This window comes from Thermodesulfovibrio sp. Kuro-1 (genome assembly GCF_006538445.1).
Lineage (GTDB): Bacteria > Nitrospirota > Thermodesulfovibrionia > Thermodesulfovibrionales > Thermodesulfovibrionaceae > Thermodesulfovibrio > Thermodesulfovibrio yellowstonii.
The window spans coordinates 169,533-196,145 of record NZ_BJKS01000002.1 but is presented as its reverse complement, the minus strand read 5'-3'; the positions used below and the strand labels follow the sequence as shown (position 1 = coordinate 196,145).

Genomic DNA, 26,613 nt, shown 5'->3' with positions numbered 1-26,613 from the left:
TTAATATTTTTCAAGATAGTTTAAGACATAGTCTTTTATAGCTTCTTCAAGAGACAAAGTGGGTTTATTATAGCCTGTTTCTATCATTTTTCTCATATCAGCTTTTGTGAAATATTGATATTTTCCTTTGATTTCTTCTGGCATATCAATGTATTCAATCTGCGGCTTTATTCCAAGAGATTCAAAAACAGCTTTTGCAAGATCATTCCATGAACGTGGTATTCCTGTTCCTATATTAAAAATCCCGTTTATCTCAGTTTTTTCAATGAAAAATAAAGTCATCTCTACAGCATCTTTAACATAGATAAAATCTCTCAATTGTTCTCCATCTTTGTAATCATTATGGTAGGATTTGAAAAGTCTTATTTTTCCATCTTTTTTAATCTGTTCATAGGCTTTTAAGACCATGCTTCTCATTTCACCTTTATGCCATTCTTTCGGTCCATAAACATTAAAGTATTTCAACCCGACTATTTTATCAAGAATTCCATTTTTTAATGCCCAGAGATCAAATATATGTTTGGAATAGCCATAGGCATTTAAGGGCTTTAGAATAGGAAGTAAAGAGTGTTCATCAGAAAATCCATTAGAACCATCTCCATATGTAGCAGCACTGGATGCATAAATAAATCTCACATTATTTCTTAGAGACCATTTTGCCAGTTCTTTTGTGTATTCATAGTTGTTAATCATTAAAAAGTCAACATCTTTTTCAGTAGTGCTACTTCTTGCACCGAGATGAATTATTGTTTTTACTGAATTATTGAAATTGTTATTTTTTATTTCTTCAATAAATTTATCTTTATGAATATAGTCTTCAAAATGTAGATCAACAAGATTTTTCCATTTTTCTGATTTATTTAGATTATCTACTACGAGAATTTTTTCCTCTCCAAGTTCATTAAGCCTTTTTATAACATTTGCTCCAATAAATCCAGCTCCTCCTGTAACAACTATGTAATTCACATTTACCCTCCAGATATTGTTTAATTTTTTATTTTACCATAGGATAATAAATACGATGATACAAACTCCTTCAATATTACATAATGCAAAGCATTTTTCTGAGTCTCTAAAGTTATTCCATCAATCTGCCTTTTTCCTGCCAGTCTTAGGGATAATTTACCAGTTGACATATATATAAAAAATTTTTTATACTTTGTTGTGCAAAAATTAATTAAATTTTTTCATGCTCTATCTGATGAAACCAGATTAAAAATCATCAAACTTCTTGAGAAAAGTGAACTTTGTGTATGTGAAATAGTTGCTGCTTTAGACATGGTTCAGCCAAAGGTTTCGTTTCATCTCGGAGTTTTAAAAGAAGCTGGACTGGTAAAGATAAAAAGAAAGGGTAAATGGATTCTTTATAGCCTGGATGATTCAGAATTATTTAAAAGATTTTTAATTTTTACTGTGCTTGAAAAGATTTCAGATGAAGATATAAAAAAAGAAATAGAAAGATTGAGAGATTTTAAACAAAATCAAGATCCACGTTATTGTCCAAGATAAGAAAGATAAAACAGCATGAAAGAACGATATAAATTAGGATTAATTATTTTAATTTTTCTTATTTTTTATTATCTTCCAATTGAAAATCAGAGATTTACAAATGCCATTTTTGAATCATTAGCTTTAGCAAAATGGTATGCCCAGGAGCATGTTCTTTTATGTCTAATTCCAGCTTTTTTTATAGCAGGAGCGATAGCTGTTTTTGTAAATAAAGCTTCGGTTATGAAGTACTTTGGTGCAAGGGCTAACAAGGTGCTTTCCTATGGTGTTGCTTCTGTCTCTGGTTCAATTCTTGCAGTGTGTTCCTGCACAATTCTTCCTCTTTTTATGAGCATCTATCAAAGAGGTGCTGGACTTGGTCCTGCAGTTGCTTTTTTATATTCAGGACCCGCCATAAATGTGCTTGCCATAATTTTAACTGCAAGAGTTCTTGGCTGGGATATAGGAATAGCAAGAGCAGTCGGTGCTGTGCTCTTTAGTATAATAATCGGGCTGATGATGCATTTTATCTTTATAAAAGAAGAAAAAAGAAGGCAAGCAGATGAGGATTTTGAAGTAACAGGAATTCAAACTAAACCTCTTTATCAGACCGTGCTTCATCTTTTTTTTATGATCGGTTTTCTCATATTTGCAAACTGGGGAAAGCCACAGGAAGGTGCTATTAGTTTCTGGTGGATTCTGTATAATTTGAAATGGATATTAGCCGTTGTGTTTTTAAGTTTCGTGATGCTATCAAGTATTAGATGGTTTAGTAAAGATGAGCTAACTCAATGGGTTTATCAGACATGGTATTATGCCTATTTAATTATTCCCTTGCTTTTTATTGGCGTTTTAATAGCAGGCTTCTTTTTCGGAAGAGTTGGGTATGAAGGAATTATTCCCTCGGAGTGGGTTTACTCAGTTGTGGGGGGAAATTCTTTACAGGCAAACTTTATTGCAAGTGTGGTAGGTGCATTTATGTATTTTGCCACCTTAACAGAAGTTCCTATAATTCAAGGATTACTTGGCGCAGGCATGGGTAAAGGTCCTGCTTTAGCACTTTTACTTGCGGGACCGGCTTTGAGTCTACCAAGCATGATAGTCATTATGAGAACAATAGGATTTAAAAAAACCTTTGTTTATGTTAGCCTTGTCATAATCATGGCAACAATTTCAGGTATAATTTTTGGTGCTATTACTGATTAGTTTTAAGCTATCATTGTGAATGAAGCAGGAGATCCTTCGCTAACGCTCAGGATGACAAATAAAAATCTCAGGATAATGAGGAGGTCTTGGCATATATCAAATACTCAATATTTCCCTTTTGACCCTTGATTGGTGACTCTATAACTCCGATGACTTTTAGCCCGAGGGACGCAAAAAAATTTTTTATCTCTTCAACTACCCTTTTTCTCTTTTCAAAGGATTTTACCACCCCTCCACTTTCAACCTCTCCTTTGCCCACTTCAAACTGTGGCTTAATTAATGCTATAATCTTTCCCTGAGGTTTCAGGAATTCTAAGACTTTTGGAATAACAAGTTTTAAAGATATAAAAGATACATCAACTGTGACAATATCAATATCCTCAGGAATTTTATCTTTACCCATATATCTTATATTTGTTCTCTCAATAGGAATAACTCTTGGATCAGTTCTAAGTTTCCATGCAAGCTGTCCATAACCAACATCTATAGCATAAACTTTTTTTGCTCCATGTTGAAGCAGACAGTCTGTAAAACCACCAGTGCTTGCACCTACATCCATTACGACTTTATCTTTTACATCAATGGAAAATTCTTTTATTGCATGCTCAAGTTTAAATCCACCTCTACTTACATAAGGAAGAGTTTCACCACATATTGTTATCTCGGAATTTTCATCCACCATGGTGCCAGGCTTTTCAATTTTATGTCCGTTTACAATGACTTTCCCTTCAATAATAAGTGCACGGGCTTTTTCTCTGCTTTCAGTTATGCCTTTTTTAAAGAGAAGTTGATCAAGCCGGAGTTTCACTTTTAAGAGGTTCTTTTTATGATATAATGAGCTATTTCTCTGAGAGGTTCTGCTTTATGATTAAACATTGTTAAACTTTCAAGAGCTTTGTCAATTAATTCTTTAGCCTTCTGTTTTGATTTTTCAATTCCAAAAACACGAGGATATGTCATTTTACCTTTTTCAATGTCAGAGCCTTTTGGCTTTCCCATTGCTTCAGTAGTTCCCTCTATATCAAGAATATCATCAACAATCTGAAAAGCAAGCCCTATTGACTGTCCATATATTTCAAGGTTTTTTATTTTTTCTTCCGATGCTTCTGCTAATATAGCACCAACTTTGACGGATGCCTTTATCATTGCTGCTGTTTTATAAAGATGAATAAATTCAACAACTCTCTCATCAGGCTCTTTGCCCTCTGAAATCAAATCATAAGCCTGACCAGCAACCATACCTCTAAGTCCTGCAGCCTTTGATATTTCAGAGATAACTTTCAATAATGTATTTGAACTTATGTTTGCATAGTCTTTATTTGACAAGATAGTGAAAGCCTCTGTTAATAATCCATCTCCCGCAAGAATTGCTATGCCTTCACCAAATACTTTATGATTTGTAGGCTTACCACGCCTTAAATCATCATTATCCATTGCAGGCAAATCATCGTGTATGAGGGAGTAGGTATGAATAAACTCTATTGCTGTAGCGTAAGGAACTATATTCTCCATACCATCGCAGGCTTCATAAGAAGCAATGCATAGAATGGGACGGAGTCTTTTACCTCCTGCGGTAAGGGAGTATAAAACAGAGTCATGGAGAATGGGAGGAGTAGGAAAGGTTTGAAAATAAGATTTTATGAATTCTTCAATTTTAGCTTTTTTATCTTTTAGATATTTTTTTAGTTCAAAATTCATATAACTATGCTACCGCATAGACTTTTTCTTCAAGTTTTTGAACCCTTGTTAAGACATCATTGATAATTTCTTTTTGTGATAGAGCTTTATTTAGTTGCCCTTTTATTTCTGAAACTTCAAGATATAGATTATCAATTCTTTTATTAGTCTCATCTATTCTAAGAGTATTTTGCATTATCTCATTTTTTAGTTCAACTCTTAATTCATCAATTCTTTTGTTTGTTTCGTCAATTCTTTTATTCGTTTCATCAATTCTTTTATTGGTCTCATCAATTCTTTTGTTTATATCGTCAATTCTTTTATTTATCTCATCAACCCTGGTATTGTTGCCTTCAATAGATTTTCTTAAGTCTCTTATATCGCTTTCTATGTTTCCCATCCTTGCATTAATAGATTCAATTGCCAAAGCAAAACCCTGAAGCTGACCTGTTACAGTTGCCTTGAATTCTCTAAGTTCTTCTTTAATTTCTCCAACTATTAATTCTCTGAGTTTTTCATACATTTTTTCAAAATCCATTTGCTATTTCTCCTCTGTAGAGAATTTTATATTTAAATTATACACTTATAAAATGGTAAAATGACAACGATGCAAATTTTCATTCCCATTCAATTGTTCCTGGAGGCTTTGATGTTATGTCATATACAACCCTGTTTACACCCTTTACTTCATTGATTATCCGATTTGATAGTCTTTCAAGCAATTCATGTGGAAGTTTTACCCAGTCTGCTGTCATTCCGTCTACGCTGTGAACTGCTCTGATAGCTATAACATGTTCATAAGTTCTCTCATCTCCCATTACCCCAACTGTTCTTATGGGAAGTAAAACAGCAAAGGACTGCCATACTTTTTTATACCATCCAGATTTTTTAATCTCTTCAAGCACTATTTTGTCAGCCTGTCTTAGAATTTCAAGCCTTTCACGGGTAACTTCGCCAACACATCTTATGGCAAGCCCAGGTCCAGGAAACGGATGACGATAAAGAATCTCTTCAGGAATTCCAAGTTCTTTACCGAGCTCTCTTACTTCGTCTTTAAAAAGCTCACGCAAAGGCTCAATGAGTTTTAACTTCATTCTTTTAAGAAGTCCGCCAACATTGTGATGACTCTTTATTGTTGCAGAAGGTCCTTTAAAAGAAATACTTTCAATTACATCAGGATAAAGAGTTCCCTGTGCAAGAAATTTTACTCCTTCAATCTTTTTTGCTTCTTCTTCAAAAATTTTTATAAATTCTCCACCTATAATTTTTCTTTTTCTTTCAGGGTCATGAACTCCTTTGAGCCTTTTTAAAAATCTCTCTGAGGCATCCACTACTTTAAGATTTATATGAAAATTATTTCTTAACATCTCTTCTACTTTTTCCCGCTCTCCTGCTCTTAAAAGTCCATTATCCACGAATATACATGTAAGGGCATCTCCTATTGCTTTATGAACCAAAACTGCTGTAACAGTTGAGTCAACTCCACCACTTAAAGCACATACAACTTTATATTTACCCACTTTTTTTCTTATTTCTTCTGTTTCTCTTTCTACAAAGGAATGCATATTCCATGTTGGTTTGCAACCACATATCTTGAACACAAAATTTTTAAGTATCTTTTTCCCTTCCTCAGTGTGTACAACCTCAGGATGAAACTGTAAAGCATATATTTTTCTCACTTTGTCTGCCATCGCAGCATAGGGAGAATTCTCTGTATGAGCAAGTCGTATAAAACCTTCAGGCATCTCATTGATTTTATCCGCATGGCTCATCCACACAACAGTTTCATTTTTGATTTCTGCAAAGAGGTCTGAAAAATCATCTATTTTAAGAATGGCTTTGCCATACTCTCTTTTTTCAGCTCGGGAGACTTTGCCTCCAAGTAAATGAGTAATAAGCTGCATACCATAACATATTCCAAGAATAGGAATCTCTAAATTGAAAATCTTCCTATCAATGCTTGGTGAATCTTTTTCAAATACACTGGCAGGACCACCTGAAAGTATTATTCCTGAAGGATTTCTCTTTTCTATTTCAGAAAAAGGTGCATTACATGGAATTATTTCAGAGTAAACCTTTAATTCTCTTACTCTTCTCGCAATAAGCTGCGTGTACTGTGAACCAAAATCTATTACAAGTATTTCCTGCATATTAGTCCTCAACCCAATAATTAGGAGACTCTCTTGTTATTGTTACATCATGAACATGACTTTCCCTTAATCCTGCATTAGTTATCTTGATGAATTTTGCCTTTGCACGGAGTTCCTCTAAGGTTCTACAACCACAATAGCCCATACCTGATTTTAAGCCTCCCACCAACTGATGAACACTTTTAGCAAGTGGTCCTCTATAGGGAACTCTTCCTTCAACACCTTCAGGAACAAGTTTTTCAGGAGAAACCATCTCCTGCCTGTATCTGTCACGAGAGCCTCCCTGCATAGCACCAATAGAACCCATGCCTCTGTATGTTTTATAACTTCTTCCTTGATAAAGTATTATTTCGCCCGGGGCTTCATCTGTTCCTGCAAAAAGGCTTCCTATCATAACACAATGAGCTCCTGCAGCAAGTGCTTTGGTAATATCGCCTGAATATTTTATTCCTCCATCAGCAATTAAAGGTATGTTGTATTTTGAAGTCACAGAATAACAGTTCATGATTGCTGTAAGTTGTGGAACTCCTGCTCCTGCTACTATTCTTGTTGTGCATATTGAACCAGGTCCTATTCCAACTTTTACAGCATCTGCTCCTGCCTCAATAAGCTCCTCAGCGGCTTCTTGGGTTGCTATATTTCCTGCTACTATGTCAATATCAAATCTTCTTTTAAGTTCTTTTAGTGTTTCAATTACTCCTTTACTGTGTCCGTGTGCTGTATCAATTACAATTGCATCAACTCCAGCTTTTACAAGCAGTTCTGCTCTGTAAATTGCGGGCTCACCAACTCCAACTGCTGCTGCAACCCTTAGTCTTCCGAGATGGTCTTTGCAGGCATTTGGATACTTTCTTCTTTTTTCAATGTCTTTTATTGTTATCAAACCTTTGAGATTAAAATCTTCATCTACAATTGGCAGCTTTTCAATTTTATATCTATGTAAAATTTCCTGTGCTTCTTCAAGAGTAATTCCAACATGAGCAGTTATAAGTCTTTCCTTTGTCATAACTTCTTCAACTTTTCTTGTAAAGTCCCTTTCAAATTTAAGGTCTCTGTTTGTAATTATTCCAACAAGTTTTCCATTAACAGTTACGGGAACTCCAGAAATTCTATATCTTTCCATCAATGCAAGTGCTTCTGAAAGAGGAGCATCAGGAGATATGGTAATTGGGTCTACTATCATACCACTTTCAGATTTCTTTACCTTATCTACTTCCAGAGCCTGTTTTTCAGGAAGCATGTTCCTATGAATTACGCCAATTCCTCCCTCTCTTGCGATTGCAATTGCAAGATTCGCATCTGTAACTGTATCCATTGCAGCGCTAACTATAGGAATATTTAGTTGTATGTTGGGAGTAAAGTAAGTTGTTACATCAACTTCTGCGGGAATGATATCTGATTTTGAGGGCACAAGTAAAACATCATCAAAGGTTAATCCTAATGGAATTTCATTTTCTTTCATTTATTGCTCCTTTATGGAAATTTTTTAAAATTATACTGCCTTTGCTATAATTTATTTTAGAAGCGCCTGTAGCTCAGTGGAGAGAGCATCGGCCTCCGGAGCCGATGGTCGGAGGTTCAAATCCTCTCAGGCGCGCTATACTTTTGTCAATAGATGTCCGAGTTTTTCCTTTTTTGTTTTTAAGTAGCATTTATTATTTTCATTTGGTTTAACTTCAATTGGTACTCTTTCAACAACTTTGAGCCCATAACCTTCTAATCCTACAATCTTACGGGGATTATTGGTCATAAGTCGCATTTTTCTTACGCCAAGGTCTACCAGTATCTGAGCACCAACTCCATAGTCTCTGAGGTCAGGTTTAAATCCAAGTTTTATATTAGCTTCTACTGTATCATATCCTTTTTCCTGTAATTCATAAGCTTTAAGCTTATTTAAAAGCCCGATTCCTCTGCCTTCCTGCCTCATATATAGCAATACGCCTTTACCTGCTTCATCAATCATTTCCAGTGCTCTGTGAAGCTGAGAACCACAATCACATCTTTTAGAAAGAAACACATCGCCTGTTAAACATTCCGAGTGAACCCTTACAAGAACCTCGTCATTTGGCCTAATATCACCTTTTACAAGGGCAAGATGGACTTTATCATCAATAAGTGTTGTGTAAGCAATTGCTTTAAATTCTCCATAATCTGTTGGAAGCTGGACTGTTGCAACTTTTCTAACAAGGGTCTCGTTTCTCATTCTGTATCTAATTAAATCTTTAATAGTGGTAATCTTTAGTCCATGTTTTTTGGCAAACTCCATCAGTTGAGGCACTCTTGCCATTGTTCCATCTTCATTCATGATTTCACAGATAACTCCTGCTGGATAAAGCCCAGCAAGACGTGCAAGGTCAACCGCTGCTTCAGTATGTCCTGCTCTTTTAAGAACTCCACCCTTTTGAGCTCTTAATGGGAAGACATGCCCAGGTCTTACAAGGTCTTCTGGCTTAGTTTTTGGGTCTATTGCAGTAAGAATTGTCAATGCCCTGTCATGAGCAGAAATACCAGTGGTAACCCCTTTCCTTGCTTCAATTGATACTGTAAATGCGGTCTGATGGGGTGTTTCATTTACATCAACCATCATGGGGAGTTTAAGTTCATCAACTCTTTCAGGAGTTAGGGGTAGACAAATCAATCCTCTGGCATATTTTGCCATGAAATTTATTACTTCGGGTGTGACTTTTTCAGCTGCAATAAAAAGGTCTCCTTCATTTTCTCTATCTTCATCATCAACAATTATGATCATCTTGCCCTGAATAACATCTTCCAGCACTTCCTCTATGGAGTTAAACTTAAATCCCTCTTTTTTTACGCTCAATTTTAACCTCCGATGGTTTAATAGTTTAATTTTTAATATATCAAAATTCAAAGAATTTTTTCGAGGGTATAAATTCAAAAAAATCAAAATCTATGATAAATCTTATGTTATAATTTTGAAGTAGTAATTCCTCTGAGGGAAAATTAAATGCTGAATAAAGCTTACTTAAGCATAGAAGGAAAATATGTAAAAGCTGTTATAACTAAAAAAAATATTGAAAATGCTCAATTTTTAGAGTTCCATGTTGATGAACTTCTTGATTTTATTAAAGAAAATTCAATAAAGGAAGTTTATATGTCTGTTTCTTTCTCGGAACTATATACATTCAAACTTTCTTTCCCATTTCAGATTTCTGAGAAGAAAAAAATTCTTGAGAAGTTGGTATTTAATGAAATAAGAAAAATATATCCAAATATTCAGCGTTTTTCATTTATGTATGAGACATATATGGCTGATTCAAGAACCTGGATTCGCTGCTACATGATACCAGAATCTTCTTATCAGTTTATTGAAGAATTTATAGAAGCAAGAGTCAATATAAAAGTCCTTTATCCCCTGCATATCCCTTTAATTTTTTTAGTAAACTCTGTTTCAGAACTTATAGAAAAAAATAAAATAGTTTGCTTTTTTTCAGGAAAATCAAGATTTCTTTTTGTTTTTGAAAAAACTGAGATGATTCTTATGAGAGAGTTTGAAGGAAGTGAAGATTTAACGGATGAAGATATAATCAATATAAATATGACAATGAACTATTCAATCCAAAATTTAAGAGTTATTCCTAATGAGGTTATTCTCATAGGAGTAAAAAAAAGAGAGCTTTCAGGTCTCAGTCTTCCTTACAGATTTCTATCAATCTTACCAGAATATGAGAAATATACAGTGCCTCTTATTATGGTATTGTCAGGAGAAGATTTAAAACGCAAAAGTATTTTACCAGAACAATACAGAAGATTTAAAAAAACAATTAAGTACTTAAACTATGCCAGTTTTGTTTTTATCATAACTATGATAGCTTTATTTGGTTACAATCTGGAAACTTTTTATAAAATAAAATCCATATACAGTTCAATGATTTCTCAAAGACAATACGTATTAGAGCATGAGCAGGAATTTTTTGATATTGACAAAAAAATAAAAAAATTTGAAACCGAAATGAAACCCTTCATTGAATTGCAGAACAAAAGAAATTCCATGGTTGATATGAGATATCTTCTTAAGAGTATCGGTCAAGCTAAAACAGAATTCATTCAGATAACTTCAGTAGAAATATTGAACGCAGAAAAACCTGAACTAAAAATAAAAGGTAAAAGCGTAGGAAAGAGTTTTTCGGAAAGGCAAATGTCTTATTTAAATTTTAAAGCTTCTCTTGAACAAGGAGGTTTTAAGATTATCAATGAAAGCTGGGATATTACAAAAGGAGAGCTAAGTATAGATGCAATTTATGAACATACAAGAGTTTTACAATAAAAAAATCGGGAAAAAAGTTCTCTTTGTAACAGTACTTTATGCTATTTGCATGTTATCTTTTTCTATTTTAATTTATCTTAATAAAACAGAGAAATCTTTAAAAGGAGATTTAGCTTTAATCAGCAAAGTAGAGCAAAAAATAAATCAAAGCATTAAAATAAATAAAAAAATTGATGCAATAAAAATTCCTGTAAATTCAGAGAATTTTTCCAATGATACAGTTCCTAAAAAATCAAAAAGGAATTCTGAAATTTTCGCTGCTCAGTATATAGATATTTTAAGAACAAGATTTCCCGAGTTTACTATAGAAATATCAAATCTTAAAAAAGACCAGAAGCAGTTGAGTTTTGATGTGAGTTTGAAGTCTGAAACTTTATGGAATAGATTTATAGATATTTTGAGTTTTCTTGAAGAAACTGACTATCCTTTTGTTTTTATTAAATCAATAACGCTATCTTCTAAAGATAATACAATAGGGATTGATATCAAAGCTGAATTAAGGTTATTTTATCAAGAAGATGACAAGAGAGTTTAAAATTTCGCTTATTATTTTTCTACTTTCTACTTTAATATTTATAGTATCTTTAAAGCTTAAACCTCCTTCATTTATTACACAGACTGAAAAAACTATTGCAGAGTATCCTCTGCCTGAAATTACAATCAGAGAGAAATCGCTATTTGCTCATAATAGTTTGAATAATCCTTTTGGAACTTTAAAAACAGTGAAAATAGAAGAAGGACTTAAAGAACCTTTGAAACTAAAAGAATCTCCTTTGCCAATCCTGTCATTTATCTATGAAGGCAGATATAAATATGCTGTAATAGGAAATTCTATTGTCAGAGAGGGAGACTCTATTAATGGATACCAGATAAAAGGTATATTTAAAGACAAAGTTTTAATTCAAGATAAAAAGGGAGAAACAAAATGGTTAAAGCTGGAAAATTATTGATATTGCTTCTTTTGTTTCTTCATGCATGTAGCGGCATGGAGATGAAAGGAGAGATAAAGATTCCGCAGATTGAGTTTCCCAAAAAAGAAGAAGTAGCAAAAAAAGAAGTTCCACCAGACTACAGAATAGAAACTGAAGACATAACACCACTTAAGATGAAAAGGGTTTCTGTAAATGCGAGGCAGACTCCGATGAGGGATATTTTGCTTGTCTTATGTAAAGATGCTGGTTTAAATCTTGTTATTGAAAAAGATGTTGACCCCAATGTTCCCATAACACTTTTTTTAAGTAATGTAACACTCAAAGATGCTCTTGATGCTGTTTTTTCTTCAACTGATTATTTTTATAAAGTTGAAAGAAATATGCTTTTGGTAAAAGATACAGATACAAAAATATTTCATCTGAGCACGATTCCAATTCAACAAAACTACTCAACAGATGTGGGGGGAGATATTCTTGGCGGAGTAACAGGTCAGCTTCCTGGTAGCACAACTACAGGTAGCACAAGCACCTCAGGCACCACAGGAACCACAGTCCTTAAAGGGAATATATCAAAATCTGAAAAAACAGATGATACAGCATATAAATTCTGGGATTCAATAGAAAGAGCTCTTTCTACAATTTTTGGAACATCTGCTGCACCCAAAGCTGTTACTCAACCAGCAACCGCAGGACAGCCGGCGCAGACAGCTATTGGTCAATCCCGTGAAAGTTATGTAATAAATAGAATGACAGGAACTATAATGGTTACCGCAACAAAGAAAAATATGAACAGAGTTCAAGAATATCTTGAAACTGTAAAAAAGGTTATGTCAAGGCAAGTTCTTATAGAAGCCAAAGTAATAGAAGTTGCCCTTTCAAAATCTTTAAAATACGGGATTGACTGGTCATTTTTAAGAGAGTGGACACATGGAACACATACATGGAGTATTGGAGGAGCAACTTCCGGATTTACAAATGTAATAGGTTCTGGGGATCCTTATTCCAAGATTCAATTTTCATTAACAACAACAGCTATAAAGGAATTTTCATCTTTAATAAAAGCTCTTGGAGAGTTTGGAGATGTAAGAACCCTTTCAAATCCTCGTGTTAGTATAATGAATGGGCAGACATCACTTTTTACAGTAGGAAGAAATTACTCATTTATATCAAAAGCTCAGAGCAATGTTACAACATCAGGGACAGGTTCACCAATAATAACTTATACAGTTGAAACAAGTAATCTTCTTTCAGGTCTTATTATTGGTATAGTGCCTTATATTGATGAAAAAGGTGAAATTTCTCTAACAATTACACCAATAGTGTCAAATTTGATAGAAATGCAGTCAGCAACTTTTGGCTCTTCAGGTGCCGAGACAACAATTCAGCTGCCGAGAGTGGATTTGAGAGAACTCAGTACAACAGTTAAGGTAAAAGATGGAGAAATTATAATAATTGGTGGAATGATTAAAAAAGAAGAGAGTTTTTCGGAAAATAAAATGCCTCTTTTAGGAGATATTCCTGTGGTTGGAGAACTTTTTAAAAGCAAAGATAAAGAAGAAACAAATACAGAGCTTGTAATACTTTTACAACCCAGGATTATTCCGCAATGAGACTTGGAGATATTTTATTAGAAAAAAAGTTATTAACAGAGCAGGAACTTAATATAGCTTTAAATGTTCAGAAAATAACAGGTCAGGTTCTTGGAAAGTGTTTAACATCACTTGGATTTATTACATCATCAGAGCTTGCAGAAGTTCTTGCAATTCAGCATGGTCTTGATTATATAAATATAAGAGAATATCCAATTGAAACGGGACTTCTTAAAGTTTTTCCTAAAAATGTTACAGAATCAGCAAGGTTCCTTCCAATTGAAGAAACAGACGGAATCATTAAAATAGCAGTTACTGAGCCAAGTAATATTGTTGCTCTTGATAAAGTAAGAACAATAACAGGAAAGAAAGCAAAGCCTTATCTTACAGATGAAGAAGGTTTTATAGATATACTTGAGAAAGCTTACTATTTTTTAGAAAATCCAACAGAAAAAATTATAGAAGATGCGATAAATTTGAGCTTAACAACGGGTGTAATCCCTCCTGATAGTTTTCCTCGTATTGTTGATGCTGTTTTAGCAGAAGGGATAAGAAGAGGAGCAACAGATATCCATATAAATTTAAATGCTGGTGTTGTAAGTATATTCTATAGAGTTAATGGTATTTTAGAGCCAGGTTATTTCCTTCCAAAATCAATACATACAGGATTGATATCAAGGATAAAGATTCTTTCAAGGCTTGATATAGCTGAACAAAGGCTTCCTCAGGATGGGTCATTCATCTTTACATTTATAGGTAAAAAATATGAAGTAAGAGTATCAACTATTCCAACAGTAGAAGGAGAAAGTGTTGTATTAAGAATACTTTTTGGAGGTTCAGAGGAATTTTATAGTCTTAATAAACTTGGTTTTAATCAAACTCTTTCTTCAAGCCTTAAGACGCTTATAAAAAAACCCAATGGCATAATGCTTGTAGTTGGACCAACAGGTTCTGGAAAAAGCACAACTCTTTATGCATTGATAAGAGAAATCAACAGACTTCAAAGAAGCGTTATAACAATTGAAGATCCTGTGGAATATAGAATAAGTTTTGCAAAACAAAGTGAAGTTAATGAAAAAATCGGCTATGACTTTGCACTTGCAGGAAGAAATTTTATGAGGCATGACCCTGATATAATTCTTCTTGGCGAAATTCGTGATGAAGAAACAGCTAAGATTGCTATAAGAGCCTCAATTACAGGACATCTTGTTTTAAGTACCCTTCACACTTCTGATGCAGTAAGCTCCATTCCAAGACTTTTTGATCTTGGTGCTGATAGATTTCTTCTCAGTTCATCTTTGCTTGCAGTGCTTAGTCAGAGACTTCTGAGAGAAATATGCCCATTCTGTAAAACTTCAAGGGATTTAAACGAAAGGGAAAAAGAAATTTTTGTTTCAGCAGGACTGCATTGTGAAAAAATCTATTATGGCACAGGCTGTAAAATGTGTAGAAACACAGGTTTTCTTGGTAGGGTAGCAATAGGAGAGCTTATGATAATAAATGAAAAAATAAGGGACATGATTTATGAAGGAGCTTCATTTAATGCACTCACAGAGGCTGCAAAAGAACAGGGGATGATTCCTTTAATGATTGATGGATTAAAGAAAGTTGCAGAGGGAGTTTCAACGCTTGATGAAGTTGAAAGGATTGTAGGATGAGTGTTTTTATATACAAAGCAGTTAATGAACAAGGGAAAGTTTTTAAGGGATTCATTAAAGCAGAAAACTATGGTGAGGCTGTAAATCTTCTTGGAATGAAAAACATTTATGTGTTATCTCTTTCAAAAATCCCAGCTATTTTTACCCCCCTCATAAGTTTTTTCTCAGGCAGGATAAAAAATGTTAATTTAATTGAGTTTGCAAGAAATCTATCTATAATGCTTAAAGCAGGTATTCCTCTCACTACAGCCCTTACAGATATAGCTGAAAATATAACAAGAGAGAGTTTTAAAAGAGTCATCTCAGATATTAAAACTATGGTTGAAAAAGGAATGCCATTTAATGAAGCAATATCAATGCATAAGGAAGTTTTCCCTTCAGTGGTTCAATATCTTATAAAAATTGGTGAGGAAACAGGACGTCTTGATAAAAGTCTTGATGAAATAGCAAACTATTTTCAAAGAATTGAGGACTTAAGAGCAGCTATAAAAAGAGCACTTATTTATCCCATATTCGCTGCAGTTGTTTCATTTGGCGCTGTTTGTTTTTGGCTTATATATGTTCTTCCGCAGATTGTAAATGCAATGAAAGGTATGGGAATAGCAATTCCATTTATTACTCAACTTTTGATTCAGATAGGAAGCTTTTTGAAAAAATTTTTTTATCTTTTACCTCTTTTGCCTTTGATTTTTTTTCTTTCCATGCCATTAATCAAAAAAAATGAGAAACTAAAATGGATAAAAGATTTTCTTTTATTTAAATTGCCAGTAATGAAACAGATATTTTACAATAGAGCAGTTGCTTTATTTTCAGAGCAGATGAGAATACTTACAGTAACAGGAGTGCCAATTGATGTAGCGTTAGATATGACAGCAGAAGTTGTTAACAATGAAATAATGAAAAGGGCAATAAACAATGCAAAGGAAAAGATTATTACAGGTGAGAGAATCTCTCAGTCTCTCAAAGAACAAAGGATTTTTCCTTCAATGGTACTAAGGCTTATAGATATTGGTGAGACTTCGGGTAATCTTGATGAACAACTTGGATTCCTAAATAATTATTACACCTCAAAGCTTCAGGAATACTCTGTAAGACTTGGTAAAATTATAGAACCTGTAATGATTTTATTTATTGGGCTTTTTTTTGCAGTAATTTTTATAAGCCTTTTAAGCCCGCTTTATGATTTAATATCAAGACTGGGGAGATAAAATGGAGTATTTTGATTTCTATAAATTCAAAGAAGACCCATTTGGTATAACACCTGACCCGGATTTTTTCTATCCTTCAAAAAGTCATATTGAAGCTATTGAGTCTATCAAATATCTTATTCAGAAGGGTGAGGGATTTATGCTTATTACAGGAAATCCTGGCACAGGGAAAACTACGCTGATAAGAAAAGTTCTAACAAATTTTAAAGAAGAAAAAATATTTCCAATTGTGATATATAACTCTTCACTCACTCCTGATGAATTACTCAGAGGAATAATTTATAAATTGAGTAATCAGGATAAAGAGATTGATTTGAATAAGTTTCAAAATAAACTATCAATAGTTGAATTTCTTACAGAGTATTTTAAAAACAGAAAACTTTCAGGTTATAAAAATCTTCTCATAATTGATGAAGCACAGGATATGCCTGAGGAAACTCTGACAGAAATAAAACATCTTTCAAATATTGAAACAGAAAAAGAAAAACTGCTTCAGATTATTTTATTTGCTCAGCCCTATTTTGAAGATCTTCTTTTAAAATCTAAATATTCACAGATAAACCAAAGAATAAGCCTTAAGGTTAGACTATATCCTCTTGCTAAGGAAGAAGTTGATGATTATATAAAATTTAGACTTCAAAAGGCTGCTGAAACACCTGTATATTTTAAAAGAGGAGCAATCAGACGTATATACAAAGCATCAAAAGGTATTCCAAGAGTTATAAATCTCATATGTTCAAGGGCTTTGATGGTTGGATATATTAAAAACTCTTATAAGATTAAAAAATCTTATGTGAAGTCAGCTCTGAAACATCTTCATCTATAAGATTTGTTTTATAATATTTCAAATGGAAAAATTTTCTTTGATTAACAAAGGAGAAATACTTCTCTGGAATAATATTGAGGAACTAAAAAAACTTGTAGATAAAGTTGATTCATTTTTTAAAAATTTTCCCGAAGTTTTTGAGGATTCCATATCCTTATCAAGAGAGATTAAAAACATTATTTTAAAGCTTGATCCATTTATTGAGCTTTATGCAAGAAAAACTTGCCCAAAATGCTCAAATATCTGTTGTCTTAATAAAAATAGCAGATATGAATATGATGACCTTATCTACATTTTAGCCTTAAGAGAAGAATTTCCTGTACCAGATAGAAATCTTAAAGAAAAAGAGCCATGTTATCTGCTAACTGAGAAGGGGTGTAAAATTCCAAGATATCTCAGGCCACTTAGATGTAACTGGTATTTTTGCACTGATATTTTAAAGGAAATGGAGGCATCACCTGCCCGTGCTTTCAGAGAATTTTCAAATGCATTTAATAGAATGCTTTATTTAAGACAACATATGCTGAATTCTTTTTTCCAATCACTATCCAATTTAAAGGGATTAGAAAACTAAAAAAGTCCATTCTGTTTAGGAACATCTTTCTTAATTCTGACTTCTTTTATCGCTATACACTCTGATGGTATCTCTTTTATAAAAGAGGAAATAGGTAGGGATAACTTTTTACCATTGATCAATCTATTTTTTGCATGGATTATTATTAAGTCATTCATCGCACGGGTCATTCCAACATAAAAAAGTCTTCTTTCTTCTTCTAAGTCATAATCCGAACTAAGAGTGTAGGGAACAAGTCCTTCTTCAAAGCCTGTTATAAAAACAACAGGGAATTCAAGTCCTTTTGAAGCATGAAAAGTAAGAAGACTTACTGCATTTAGGTTTTCAGGGAAAAGGTCAAAAGATGTAAGTCCTGAGAGTTCATCAATAAATGCGTGAATTTGTTCTAAGAGTTTGCCTGTATCGTATGATTTTGAAATATTTTTTAACATTGAAACCTCTAAGTCATTAAGTCCTTCCAGTATTCCTGAAGATTCAAGAAATTCAGATAGACGTATGTCTTTTAAAATTTTTTTTGATGTATATCCCCCTGATATAAGTTCAGTAAGTTTTTTTACAATTGAAGCTATCCATGTTTCAGTATCTCTTCTGATTGTTTTTACAGGGATTCCTGCTTTAGCCAAAAAATCTTTAATAATTTTCAGTTGCCTGTTTGTTCTTGCCAGCACAGCAAAATTTGAAAATGTACATTGAGTTTCTTCTCTGTTTCCATAGGTTTCTGTGAAGTCTGATGCGCCAAGTCTTGATTTTATTTCTTTAACAATGGTTTTCCCCTCATCATATTCATCCTCAACCTCAATCAAAGTTAATTTAGAGCCTTTTTGTCTTAAGGGTTCAATTTTCTTTGAAAATCTTTTTATGTTAGCTGTAATAAATTTATTTGAAGCATATATGATATTTGCCTGTGAACGATAGTTTAAAGATAAGTTTATCAGAGTTAAATTTTTGAAATCTTTAGGTAAATTTAGAAAAAGATCAATTTCCGAACCTCTAAATGAGTAGATGGCTTGGTCAGGATCGCCAAAAACTGATAAAGAGCCTTCTTTTTTAAGAAGTTTTTTAATAATTTCATACTGGATTTTATTGATATCCTGAAACTCATCAATAATTATATGAGAAAAAAGAGGAGGAATTATTTTTTTATTGAGTAAATGCAAGGTTTTAATCAATAGATCATCAAAGTCAAGAAGATTTAATTCTATTTTTTTCTGTTCGTATTTTTCATAAAATTCTGTAGTTTTTTCATCAAGATTTAACCCTGTATTTTTAAATTTTGTTATTTTTTCAATAATTTTGTCTGGATTTTTATTGCTAAGAACAGAAATAATTTCTTTTTGCATTGTTCTGGTACAGATTTTAAAATATTTTTCTTTTTCAGGAAGGAACTCTCTTAAAAGTTTTATGCATAAAAGATGAAAAGTGCCTATAAAAGGCAAATCTTCTTTTTTATGCAAATTGTTTAAAACTCTCTCTCTCATTTCAATAGCAGCTTTCTGAGTGAATGTAAGAGCAGCTATTTCTTCTGGATTTATACCACTATTTAAAAGATGGATAATTTTTGCTGTAATTGTAAGAGTTTTGCCTGTTCCAGGTCCTGCTAAAATGCATAAATATCTGTCTGAAGTTTCAACAGCTATTTTCTGATTTTTATTCAGATTCATCTAAAAAAGAATTGTCTGTCCTTTTATTTCTGTTTCCATGTTTTCACCAAATACTCTTATTCTGCCATATTCTCCATCATATCCTGGCTCTAAAAGCACCTTTCCTAATCGCATTCTTTCAATTGCCTCAGATAGCTTTGAGTCAAATTTATCAATTTCAGATAAATTTTTATTCAGTAATATTTCATATTCACTGCCAAGTTTGATGATTGCTTTCATGTAACTATTAAATACTCCTTTGCTCTGGACTGAACAGTTATTTATTTCTGCAATAATTTCTTGCAAAGGAATTATTGACTTATATGGAACTGCCTGTGGTGGTTTAAATCCTTCTTCACGATCAGATAAAACTTCAACTCTGTGCATAACGCCTACTGTAACTTTTTTACCACAGACAGGGCAGAGGTAGTTTCTTTTGATTGTTTCCTTAGGTGAAAGCCTAATGCCACAGACTCTGTGTCCATCATAGTGATATTTACCTTCTTCAGGGAAGAACTCTACAGTACCAAGGAAGCCTTTACCTGTTTTGATAGCATTTATAATGGATTTGTAACTTAATTCTGTATCTAATATATTTGCTTCTCTTCCTATTTTTGCTGGTGAATGGGCATCAGAGTTTGAAATGAGAATAACCTTATCAAGCTTGCTTAATCGCCAGTTCATTGGAGGGTCTGAACTGAGTCCTGTTTCTATTGCATAGATATGAGGTGTTAGTTCTTCAAAACATTCTTCAAGACTGTCAAAGCCTGACTGAGAACCAAAGACTGAAAAATGAGGAGTCCATGCATGAGCAGGAATAATCATGGATTCAGGAGAAACCTCTAAGATAATCTGCATAAGTACTTTTGCATCTATTCCAAGAATTGGTCTTCCATCGGAAGTAAGGCTGCCTATTTGAGAAAGAGCATAGTTTATCTTTAAAACATCCTTTAGTGAAGGGGACAGTATCACAAGATGAATTTTCCTTAATTTGCCATTTTTTTGATAAATACAGCTTATCTCAGAAGAAAGGATAAAATATACCTCATCTTTACATGACTCTGGTACTTCAATTCTAAATTGCTTTTTTAGAGTAAAGAGTCCATTTCCTTCTTCATTAAGTTTATTTTCAATTTCTTTGAGCCATTCAGGATGTGTAAAATCACCTGTGCCGATTAATTTGATTCCCTTAATCTGAGCCCATTGTTCAATTGTTTCAAGATTCATATCCTTGCTGGTTGCACGAGAGAATTTTGAGTGAATATGAAGGTCTGCATAAAACATAGTTAATTATAACATTTTCTCAATGAATGCTCTATGAACTCAATAATTTGAAGGTGTTCTTTAATCCCTTTATTTTCAATATATAAAGGCTTTCCTATAAAAAAGCAAATAGGCTTTGTTGGGTCAATTTTGCCAAAATCTTTAATTATTTTACCAACACCCCATGCATCTGTTCTTAAAGCTATTGGAACAGCGGGAACATTTGCTTTTTTTGCCAGCTTTATCCCCAATGTATTGAATCTGGAAGGTTCAAAGACAATCTCTCTTGTTGCCTGAGGAAAGACTATTACAGATATGCCTTCCTGTAACCTTTTAAATCCATCTTGAATTACTATTCTATAATCTTCTTTTGGGTTTTTTCTTGTAACAGGAATTGGCTTTAGAGCTGCTAAGATTTTTCCGAAAAATGGATATTTAAGTAAGGATTTTTTTACAACAAAAGTTACTTTAAATTCCTTGCCAATAACTGCAGGGAGCACAAGTGTTTCAAGAGTGCTCATATGGTTTGCTATAAAAACACATGGTGGTTTTAAATCTTTTAAATTTTCTTTCCCTTCAATTGTAACTTTACAGCCTACATTTCTCATCATATCAAGAATTTTTAATCCATCAATAACAAGTTCTTCATAAGTATATTTCCCTCTGTTAGCCTTGAAAGCACTTAATATAATTTTTTTAATTACATTTGTATGCAGTCTGAGAGTTATCATTTAACGAGAGGGTCTATTATTCCAGCTTCTTTAAAGCCCTTTAGTCTATAAATACAGCTTGGACATTTAAGACAAGGTGAAGGATTTTCAGGATCACCCTGAGGATCATAACAACTCCATGTAAGAGAGTAATCTAATCCAAGTTCTATACCTTTTTTGATTATTTCTGATTTTGTTAAATAAAGAAGCGGTGCATTTATTTTGAATTTGAGGGTTCCTTCAACAGAAATTTTTGTTGCAAGATTTGCCATTCTTTCAAATGCTTGAAGATATTCAGGTCGGCAATCAGGATAACCTGAATAGTCAACAATATTTGCTCCTATAAAAATATTGGGACATTGAAGTACTTCTGCCCAGGCTAATCCAAAGCTCAGAAATATAGTATTTCTTGCAGGAACATAGGTGACAGGTATTCCTTCAATTTCTTCTTTAGGAATTTCCATCTTGGATGTGAGAGCAGAACCTCCGATTTTTCTTAAATCAAAAGAAACAATAAGGTGCTCTTTTACTCCAATGTGTTTTGCTACTTTTTTTGCTGCTTCAATTTCTATTTTATGTCTCTGACCGTAGTCAAAGGAAAGGGCATAACATTCAAATCCTTCTGATTTTGCTATAATAAGTGTAGTTGATGAATCAATACCTCCACTAAGTAGTATCACAGCTTTTTTCATTTTTTATCTCCAATTTTGAGTTCAGTTCCTTTTAATAATCTTTTTATGTTTTGTATATGTCTCAGGTATATAACAGTAGTAAATAAAAAGGCAAAAAATTTAATTTCTTCAGGATAGTCTAAAAGAAAAACATTCATAGGCAGTAAAGCAAAAGAGATAAGCGCACTGAGAGAAGAGATTTTACTTATTTTAAATGTTATTATCCATATGAGAATTGTGATTAAACCTGCTAATGGCATATAGGCTAAAAGCACTCCAATTGAAGTTGCAACACCTTTCCCTCCTTTAAATTTTAGAAAAGGCGTATAACAGTGTCCAAGAATAGAAAAAATTCCTACTAATCCTATTAAAAATAGATTGTCTCCGTAAGAAGGTATTATTTTTACAACTAAAACAGGGATAGCTCCTTTTGAAATATCAAGTAAAAGTGTAATTAATGCTTCTTTTTTTCCTATAGCTCTTAAAACATTGGTTGTTCCTATATTTCCACTTCCAACGTGCCTTAGGTCAATTCCTTTTAATTTACCAATTATGTATCCCCATGGAATAGAACCAAAAAAGAATGCGAATAAAAATAAAATAAGACTCATTTAATATTCCTCCAGAAATAGAAAAGATACTTAATTGCTGAATATACTGCTACAAATGTGGCAATGTAAATTAAAATAAGTCCTACATCATAAAGGTCTAATCCATATATTTCTTCTGCTATAAAAAGAAATAAAATAGCTATCATCTGTAAAACAGTTTTTGCCTTACCTGCTTTTTCAGCAGGAATAATCACTCCTCTTGAAAGTGCATAAAAACGTAGAGTTGTAATAATAAACTCTCTCAGAATTATTATAGTAGCAATCCATGCAGGAACTCTTACCAGATCAACAAGGATAATCAAAGCAGTGATTACAAGGAGTTTGTCTGCGATAGGGTCTAAAATTATGCCTAATTTTGTAATTTGCTTGAATTTTCTTGCTAAATAGCCATCAAGAAAATCAGTGATTGATGCAATAAGAAATAGAAAAGCTCCTAACTGAGGATTTGCAGGAGCCTCAATTATAAAAATAGGAATTATCAATATTCTTATGATTGTTAATGTTGTGGGAAGATTAAAGGTTTTTATATTCATCTACAAATTTATCCCATAATCCTTTTGCTTTCAATATAATATCACATAACTCTCTTACAGCACCCTGTCCAGCTTTTTGTTCAGTCACATAGTTTACTCTTTTTTTAACTTCTTCATGAGCATCCTGAGGACATACTGAAAGACCTACTCTGTCCAAAATTGATAAATCAATTATATCATCTCCCATAGCTGCGATTTCTTCTTTTTTGAGATTGTATTTTTCAACTATTTCATTGAAAATTTTAAGTTTTTCCCTCGTGCCCTGATAAACTTCAGCTATTCCCAGTTCTTTCATTCTTCTTTCAAGAGCTTTTGAGTGTCTTCCTGTTATTACAGCTAAATTTATTCCTGATTTATGAAGCATAACCAGCCCGTGCCCGTCTCTTACATTAAAAATTTTCAGCTCATTATTTTCATTGTCAAGAATGATGCCTCCAGAAGTTAAAACTCCATCCACATCAAGAATTAAAAATTTTATATTCTTTGCCTTTTTAATTATTTCATCAGAAAGATTTTTAGTTGTGTAGTTTTTTAAAATTCTTTCAATTATTCCAGTTGTTGAAATGCCTTCAATATATGGAAGGCTGTGGACTTCCTTTACTAATTCAGTACCAACAATGTTTTCAACTTTCCAGTCACCACCTTTAACCAAAACATCAGGTTCAAGAAATTTAATAAGATTATAAGGTGTTTCCTCATCAAAAAATGTAACAAAATCAACCATTTCAAGTGATGAAAGAACCTCTGCTCTTTCATTCTCTGGATTTATAGGTCTTAATGGTTTGATTTTTTTGACTGATTTGTCGGAGTTTAATCCTATCACAAGAATATCGCCTAACTTTTTTGCTTCTTTAAGATATCTGACATGTCCTACATGAATAATATCAAAACATCCGTTAGTGAAAACAATCTTATTGCCCTGTTTTTTTAGGTTATCTATTTCATTTTTTAGTTTCATTGCATGGACAATCTTACCCATTAATTTTCTCCATGGCTTTCTTTAAAATTTCTTTATCACTTTTGTATGTAAGTTTTTTCAGAGCTTCTTGGATGGTAAACCATTGAGCAGAACTAACTTCCCAGTCAGGATTTACCTGGCCTCCTGTATATTCAGCAAGAAAATATTTTACAGTTTTAAAATATCTTTCACCTTCCATTATGAACCAATAGGATACTTCACCCAATTCATCTACAATTTTCACATCAACCCCTGTTTCTTCTTTTATTTCTCTTAAGGCAGTTTCTTTTGGGTCTTCTTTTTTTTCAACAAGTCCCTTAGGAAGAGCCCATACTTTTCCATCCTTTGTTGAAATTAATAGAATTTTTACATTACCATCTTCAATTTTATAGACTATTCCGCCTGCTGAAAATGCTCTTTTCATTATGGCATCTTTGAGGGATTTAAAAGTCTTATAATATCATTATAAAATGCAAGCATCATAAGCGCAATAAGGAAGGCTATGCCTATTTTTTGAGAAACTGCAACAAATTTTTCACTTAAAGGTTTTCTCCTAATCCCTTCTATCATGAAAAACAGAATATGTCCACCGTCAAGCACAGGAATTGGTAGTAAATTAAGCACACCGAGATTAATGCTTATTATGGCTGCAAAACTCAAAAAACTTACCAAACCCTGTTCAGCAGTTTTTCCTGCTGCTTGAAATATAAGTATAGGTCCTCCAATAACATCTGTGGATACAACTCTTTGAAATATTTTTACGATTGTTAGGTAAGTAAGCTCTACAATTTCATAACACTTTTGAAATGATTTAGTTACGGCTGTTATTGGGTCTTCTTTTTTAATATAAAACTCATCAGCTGGCTTTATTCCAATCTGCCCTACAACAACTTTTTCTCCAAAAAGATTTTTAGCTTCCTTTGCTTGCGGAGTTATTTTAAGATTTAATATTTCGCCCTTTCTTTCTATTTTAAAGATGAGCTCTTTGTTGGGATTTTGCTGTATGAATTGAGCCATATCAAACCAGTTATTAATTTTTTGACTATCTAATTCAATAATTCTATCTCCCTTTTCTAATCCAGCTATTTTTGCTGGAGAGTTTTCTATTATTTCTCCTATGATTGGTTTAAGAACAGGAACACCATGAACAAAAATAACCCAGAATAGCAATACAGCGCCAAATATATTAAAAAGCGGACCGGCAAGCACAATGAATATTTTTTTATAAACAGGCTGATGTTTAAATGATCTTTTTTCATCAATTATTTCATCTCCTACTTCTTCACCATACATTTTTACATATCCACCAAGAGGCACAGCACTTAAAAGATATTCTGTTTCCCCTATTTTTTTGCCGAGAATTTTAGGTCCAAAACCGATAGAAAACTTAAGCACTCTAACACCGCTTAGTTTAGCAGCTAAGAAATGACCAAGCTCATGAATGAATATTAAAAATCCAAAAAGAATAACTGCATAGATAAGACTCATTCTCCAATCTCCTTTTTTGCCATTTTTCTTGCCCAGCTATCAGCTTCAAGAACTTCTTCTATACTGCTGACAGAAACAATTTTGTGGGCATCCATGACTTTTTTTATTATTTTATATATCTCTTTAAATTTTAACCTTCCAGACAGAAAAGCTTCAACAGCTACTTCATCTGCTGCATTTAAAACTGCTGGCATGCTCCCTCCTGCATTCAATGCTTCATAGGCAAGTTTAAGGCAAGGGAAAACTTCTGTATCTGGAATTTCAAATTGTAGCTTAGTTGTGATACTCCAGTCTATTGGTGGAACAATCTCTGGAAGTCTTTCAGGAAAGGAAAGCGCAAGTGCAATAGGTGCTTTCATATCAGGATTACTCATCTGAGCAAGATATGTTCCGTCAATAAATTCAACAAGACAGTGAATAATACTCTGTGGATGAATCAAAACACCAATATTTTCTGCGGGCATATCAAAAAGATAGTGCGCTTCAATTACTTCAAAACCTTTATTCATAAGAGTCGCTGAATCAATTGTTATTCTTTTCCCCATTTTCCACTTTGGATGATTTAAAGCCTCTTGAGGAGTAACATTTTCTATTTCATAGCTTTTTTTGCCTCTAAACGGACCACCTGATGCTGTAAGCCAAATTTTCTTTATGTAGGGTTTATTACAACCATTGATGCATTGGAAAACTGCACTATGTTCACTGTCAACAGGAATAATTTTTGCTCCACTTATTTTCCCCTGTTTTTTTATTAACTCACCTGCCATTACAAAGCTTTCTTTATTGGCAACTCCTATTGTTTTTCCTTCTTTTACTGCTTCAAAAGTAGGGATAAGACCTGCAGCACCTACTATAGCTGAAAGAATTATATCTGCTTCTTTTAGTTTTGCAAGTTTACAAATTCCTTCATTTCCTTTAAGTATTTCTAAATTTTTGACTTTTTTCCTTAATTCGTCACAGGCTTTTTTATCAAATACTGCTACATATTGAGGGTTAAATTCTTTAATCTGTTCTTCCAGAATATTAACACTGCTTTTTGCAGCAAGTCCTAATACTTTAAATTTATCTGGGAATTTTCTTATTACTTCAAGAGCGTTTTTTCCTATTGAACCTGTACTGCCAAGTATAACAACCTTTTTCAAA

At 33.1% G+C, this 26,613-nt stretch carries 27 protein-coding genes and 1 tRNA gene; 11 read left to right on the top strand and 17 right to left on the bottom strand.

The window, feature by feature from the left end:
* Window positions 1-966, bottom strand: coding sequence for an ADP-glyceromanno-heptose 6-epimerase (rfaD, locus tag FLY87_RS03240; protein ID WP_012546025.1), 966 nt, complete (start codon window positions 964-966; stop codon window positions 1-3).
* A gap of 198 nt (window positions 967-1,164) precedes the next feature.
* Here rfaD and FLY87_RS03235 point away from each other — a divergent pair, with 198 nt between their 5' ends.
* Window positions 1,165-1,509, top strand: coding sequence for a helix-turn-helix transcriptional regulator (locus tag FLY87_RS03235; protein ID WP_012545390.1), 345 nt, complete (start codon window positions 1,165-1,167; stop codon window positions 1,507-1,509).
* Between the two features lie 15 nt (window positions 1,510-1,524).
* Window positions 1,525-2,694 (top strand): permease, encoded by a 1,170-nt coding sequence (locus FLY87_RS03230; protein ID WP_012546326.1) that lies wholly within the window; start codon window positions 1,525-1,527, stop codon window positions 2,692-2,694.
* Between the two features lie 67 nt (window positions 2,695-2,761).
* On the opposite strand, the gene FLY87_RS03225 is transcribed toward FLY87_RS03230, so the two are convergent.
* The 5 genes from FLY87_RS03225 to guaB form a co-directional block, all read right to left on the bottom strand.
* Window positions 2,762-3,502, bottom strand: coding sequence for a TlyA family rRNA (cytidine-2'-O)-methyltransferase (locus tag FLY87_RS03225; protein ID WP_012544951.1), 741 nt, complete (start codon window positions 3,500-3,502; stop codon window positions 2,762-2,764).
* Between the two features lie 2 nt (window positions 3,503-3,504).
* Window positions 3,505-4,392: a polyprenyl synthetase family protein gene (locus FLY87_RS03220; RefSeq protein ID WP_012545645.1), complete on the bottom strand. Its 888-nt coding sequence runs from the start codon at window positions 4,390-4,392 to the stop codon at window positions 3,505-3,507.
* 4 nt (window positions 4,393-4,396) lie between these two features.
* Window positions 4,397-4,909: a paREP15, coiled-coil protein gene (locus FLY87_RS03215; RefSeq protein ID WP_012546267.1), complete on the bottom strand. Its 513-nt coding sequence runs from the start codon at window positions 4,907-4,909 to the stop codon at window positions 4,397-4,399.
* Window positions 4,910-4,988: 79 nt separating this feature from the next.
* A complete protein-coding gene (gene guaA / locus FLY87_RS03210) occupies window positions 4,989-6,521 on the bottom strand; it encodes a glutamine-hydrolyzing GMP synthase (RefSeq protein ID WP_012545424.1) in 1,533 nt (510 codons plus the stop codon).
* 1 nt (window position 6,522) lies between these two features.
* Complete coding sequence (gene guaB, locus FLY87_RS03205) at window positions 6,523-7,983, bottom strand: IMP dehydrogenase (RefSeq protein WP_012546759.1); 1,461 nt, start codon at window positions 7,981-7,983, stop codon at window positions 6,523-6,525.
* Window positions 7,984-8,045: 62 nt separating this feature from the next.
* Here guaB and FLY87_RS03200 point away from each other — a divergent pair.
* Window positions 8,046-8,118: transfer RNA gene (locus tag FLY87_RS03200), tRNA-Arg, on the top strand.
* Here FLY87_RS03200 and FLY87_RS03195 read toward each other — a convergent pair.
* Entirely contained in the window at window positions 8,119-9,342 is a 1,224-nt protein-coding gene (locus tag FLY87_RS03195) for a bifunctional 3,4-dihydroxy-2-butanone-4-phosphate synthase/GTP cyclohydrolase II (protein ID WP_012546813.1), read from the bottom strand. It abuts the tRNA gene before it with no gap.
* Between the two features lie 147 nt (window positions 9,343-9,489).
* On the opposite strand from FLY87_RS03195, the gene FLY87_RS03190 reads away from it, so the two are divergent.
* The 8 genes from FLY87_RS03190 to FLY87_RS03155 are packed head-to-tail and all read left to right on the top strand — an operon-like array spanning window position 9,490 to window position 17,596.
* A complete protein-coding gene (locus FLY87_RS03190; RefSeq protein ID WP_141266295.1) occupies window positions 9,490-10,809 on the top strand; it encodes a hypothetical protein in 1,320 nt (439 codons plus the stop codon).
* Complete coding sequence (locus FLY87_RS03185; RefSeq protein WP_181405970.1) at window positions 10,784-11,344, top strand: hypothetical protein; 561 nt, start codon at window positions 10,784-10,786, stop codon at window positions 11,342-11,344. Before FLY87_RS03190 ends, FLY87_RS03185 begins: the two co-directional genes overlap by 26 nt.
* Window positions 11,328-11,759 (top strand): hypothetical protein, encoded by a 432-nt coding sequence (locus FLY87_RS03180; protein WP_141266293.1) that lies wholly within the window; start codon window positions 11,328-11,330, stop codon window positions 11,757-11,759. The genes FLY87_RS03185 and FLY87_RS03180 overlap by 17 nt, the downstream gene beginning before the upstream one ends.
* On the top strand, window positions 11,735-13,351 hold the full coding sequence (gene mshL, locus FLY87_RS03175) for a pilus (MSHA type) biogenesis protein MshL (RefSeq protein WP_141266292.1): 1,617 nt from the start codon (window positions 11,735-11,737) through the stop codon (window positions 13,349-13,351). The genes FLY87_RS03180 and mshL overlap by 25 nt, the downstream gene beginning before the upstream one ends.
* A complete protein-coding gene (locus tag FLY87_RS03170) occupies window positions 13,348-14,988 on the top strand; it encodes a GspE/PulE family protein (RefSeq protein WP_141266291.1) in 1,641 nt (546 codons plus the stop codon). Before mshL ends, FLY87_RS03170 begins: the two co-directional genes overlap by 4 nt.
* Window positions 14,985-16,196: a type II secretion system F family protein gene (locus FLY87_RS03165; protein ID WP_141266290.1), complete on the top strand. Its 1,212-nt coding sequence runs from the start codon at window positions 14,985-14,987 to the stop codon at window positions 16,194-16,196. Before FLY87_RS03170 ends, FLY87_RS03165 begins: the two co-directional genes overlap by 4 nt.
* A gap of 1 nt (window position 16,197) precedes the next feature.
* A complete protein-coding gene (locus FLY87_RS03160; RefSeq protein WP_012546779.1) occupies window positions 16,198-17,022 on the top strand; it encodes an ExeA family protein in 825 nt (274 codons plus the stop codon).
* A gap of 22 nt (window positions 17,023-17,044) precedes the next feature.
* Complete coding sequence (locus FLY87_RS03155; RefSeq protein WP_141266289.1) at window positions 17,045-17,596, top strand: hypothetical protein; 552 nt, start codon at window positions 17,045-17,047, stop codon at window positions 17,594-17,596.
* Here FLY87_RS03155 and FLY87_RS03150 read toward each other — a convergent pair.
* From FLY87_RS03150 to FLY87_RS03105, 10 genes are read right to left on the bottom strand one after another with little or no spacing between them, the layout of a single operon-like run.
* Window positions 17,593-19,257: an ATP-dependent helicase gene (locus FLY87_RS03150; protein WP_141266288.1), complete on the bottom strand. Its 1,665-nt coding sequence runs from the start codon at window positions 19,255-19,257 to the stop codon at window positions 17,593-17,595. The genes FLY87_RS03155 and FLY87_RS03150 overlap by 4 nt on opposite strands.
* On the bottom strand, window positions 19,258-20,520 hold the full coding sequence (locus FLY87_RS03145; protein WP_012545257.1) for an endonuclease Q family protein: 1,263 nt from the start codon (window positions 20,518-20,520) through the stop codon (window positions 19,258-19,260).
* A 2-nt stretch (window positions 20,521-20,522) separates the two neighbouring features.
* Window positions 20,523-21,230: a lysophospholipid acyltransferase family protein gene (locus tag FLY87_RS03140; RefSeq protein ID WP_141266287.1), complete on the bottom strand. Its 708-nt coding sequence runs from the start codon at window positions 21,228-21,230 to the stop codon at window positions 20,523-20,525.
* Window positions 21,227-21,901 (bottom strand): 7-cyano-7-deazaguanine synthase QueC, encoded by a 675-nt coding sequence (gene queC, locus FLY87_RS03135; protein ID WP_141266286.1) that lies wholly within the window; start codon window positions 21,899-21,901, stop codon window positions 21,227-21,229. The genes FLY87_RS03140 and queC overlap by 4 nt, the downstream gene beginning before the upstream one ends.
* Entirely contained in the window at window positions 21,898-22,491 is a 594-nt protein-coding gene (gene plsY, locus FLY87_RS03130) for a glycerol-3-phosphate 1-O-acyltransferase PlsY (protein WP_012545962.1), read from the bottom strand. The genes queC and plsY overlap by 4 nt, the downstream gene beginning before the upstream one ends.
* A complete protein-coding gene (pgsA, locus tag FLY87_RS03125) occupies window positions 22,488-23,024 on the bottom strand; it encodes a CDP-diacylglycerol--glycerol-3-phosphate 3-phosphatidyltransferase (protein WP_141266285.1) in 537 nt (178 codons plus the stop codon). Before pgsA ends, plsY begins: the two co-directional genes overlap by 4 nt.
* Window positions 23,005-24,003 carry a D-glycero-beta-D-manno-heptose 1-phosphate adenylyltransferase gene (rfaE2, locus tag FLY87_RS10215; protein WP_141266284.1) on the bottom strand — a complete coding sequence of 333 codons (999 nt, stop codon included), beginning with the start codon at window positions 24,001-24,003 and terminating at the stop codon, window positions 23,005-23,007. The genes pgsA and rfaE2 overlap by 20 nt, the downstream gene beginning before the upstream one ends.
* Window positions 23,996-24,406, bottom strand: a complete 411-nt coding sequence (locus FLY87_RS03115) for an NUDIX hydrolase (protein WP_012546746.1) — start codon at window positions 24,404-24,406, stop codon at window positions 23,996-23,998. The genes rfaE2 and FLY87_RS03115 overlap by 8 nt, the downstream gene beginning before the upstream one ends.
* Window positions 24,406-25,470 carry an RIP metalloprotease RseP gene (rseP, locus tag FLY87_RS03110; RefSeq protein WP_141266283.1) on the bottom strand — a complete coding sequence of 355 codons (1,065 nt, stop codon included), beginning with the start codon at window positions 25,468-25,470 and terminating at the stop codon, window positions 24,406-24,408. Before rseP ends, FLY87_RS03115 begins: the two co-directional genes overlap by 1 nt.
* Window positions 25,467-26,612 carry a 1-deoxy-D-xylulose-5-phosphate reductoisomerase gene (locus tag FLY87_RS03105; RefSeq protein WP_012546435.1) on the bottom strand — a complete coding sequence of 382 codons (1,146 nt, stop codon included), beginning with the start codon at window positions 26,610-26,612 and terminating at the stop codon, window positions 25,467-25,469. The genes rseP and FLY87_RS03105 overlap by 4 nt, the downstream gene beginning before the upstream one ends.
* Window position 26,613: the final 1 nt, after the last annotated feature.